Source organism: Cupriavidus sp. 2TAF22, from assembly GCF_052115045.1.
Lineage (GTDB): Bacteria > Pseudomonadota > Gammaproteobacteria > Burkholderiales > Burkholderiaceae > Cupriavidus.
Window position 1 is genome coordinate 1 of sequence record NZ_JBFRFX010000112.1, and the last position, 1,890, is coordinate 1,890.

Consider the following 1,890-nt stretch of genomic DNA (forward strand, 5'->3'; position numbering starts at 1 on the left):
CTATTTGTTGATATTCCACCCGTGAGCACATTCCACCCGTGAGCACCCGCCGCAGAACTTGCGTCTGCGCAACGGGCGTACTCCTGACAACCCCTCCACACTCACATACATGAGGCAAGGTGATTGTAGGTGCTCCTTAGAAAGGAGGTGATCCAGCCGCACCTTCCGGTACGGCTACCTTGTTACGACTTAGTCCCAATCGCCAGTCCCACCTTCGACAGCTCCCTCCCACAAGGGGTTAGGCCACCGGCTTCGGGTGTTACCAACTTTCGTGACTTGACGGGCGGTGTGTACAAGGCCCGGGAACGTATTCACCGCAGCGTTGCTGATCTGCGATTACTAGCGACTCCGACTTCATGGGGTCGAGTTGCAGACCCCAATCCGAACTGAGACCGGCTTTTTGGGATTAGCTCCACCTCACAGTATCGCAACCCTTTGTACCGGCCATTGTAGCATGCGTGAAGCCCAAGACATAAGGGGCATGATGATTTGACGTCGTCCCCACCTTCCTCCGAGTTGACCCCGGCAGTCTCCTATGAGTCCCCGCCATAACGCGCTGGCAACATAGAACGAGGGTTGCGCTCGTTGCGGGACTTAACCCAACATCTCACGACACGAGCTGACGACAACCATGCACCACCTGTAAACCGACCGCAAGCGGGGCACCTGTTTCCAGGTGTTTCCGGTTCATGTCAAGCCTTGGTAAGGTTCTTCGCGTTGCATCGAATTAATCCGCATGCTCCGCCGCTTGTGCGGGCCCCCGTCAATTCCTTTGAGTTTTAGCCTTGCGGCCGTACTCCCCAGGCGGGGCACTTAATGCGTTAGCTACGGCGCGGAAAACGTGGAATGTCCCCCACACCTAGTGCCCAACGTTTACGGCATGGACTACCAGGGTATCTAATCCTGTTCGCTCCCCATGCTTTCGCTCCTCAGCGTCAGTTAATGCCCAGAGACCTGCCTTCGCCAYCGGTGTTCCTCCWGATMTCTRCGCATTTCACCGCTACACCAGGAATTCCAGTCTCCCCTACATCACTCTAGTCTGCCCGTACCCACCGCAGATCCGGAGTTGAGCCCCGGACTTTCACGGCAGACGCGACAAACCGCCTACGAGCTCTTTACGCCCAATAATTCCGGATAACGCTTGCGCCCTACGTATTACCGCGGCTGCTGGCACGTAGTTAGCCGGCGCTTCTTCTGCAGGTACCGTCACTTTCGCTTCTTCCCTACTGAAAGAGGTTTACAACCCGAAGGCCGTCATCCCTCACGCGGCGTCGCTGCATCAGGCTTTCGCCCATTGTGCAATATTCCCCACTGCTGCCTCCCGTAGGAGTCTGGGCCGTGTCTCAGTCCCAGTGTGGCCGGTCACCCTCTCAGGCCGGCTACCCGTCGTCGCCTTGGTGAGCCATTACCTCACCAACAAGCTGATAGGCCGCGAGTCCATCCAAAACCACAATAAAGCTTTCCACCCCCCACCATGCGATGAGGAGTCATATCCGGTATTAGACCCAGTTTCCCAGGCTTATCCCAGAGTTAAGGGCAGGTTACTCACGTGTTACTCACCCGTTCGCCACTAATCCCCCAGCAAGCTGGGATCATCGTTCGACTTGCATGTGTTAAGCACGCCGCCAGCGTTCATCCTGAGCCAGGATCAAACTCTCCGTTGAAGTAAAACAGACACACCATGCGCCCCCGGGAAAACGGGATGCACACAATGCACAAAATTTGAAACCAGCTGTAAAAACCAGACCACACCACGGGGTGGCGCAACCTGGTCAATTCAACCAATTCAATACAATAAATTGGTATCAACAAACTTGGCACACTATTGAGTTCTCAAACAACAGACACACCCGGCACCACCACAACCTCAGCCGTGGATCGCTCCGGAGC

At 55.7% G+C, this 1,890-nt stretch carries 1 rRNA gene; it reads right to left on the reverse strand.

Annotated features, from left to right (window positions below):
- Positions 1–140: 140 nt before the first annotated feature.
- Positions 141–1,664, reverse strand: a 16S ribosomal RNA gene (locus AB4Z48_RS40405).
- Between the last annotated feature and the right edge of the window lie 226 nt (positions 1,665–1,890).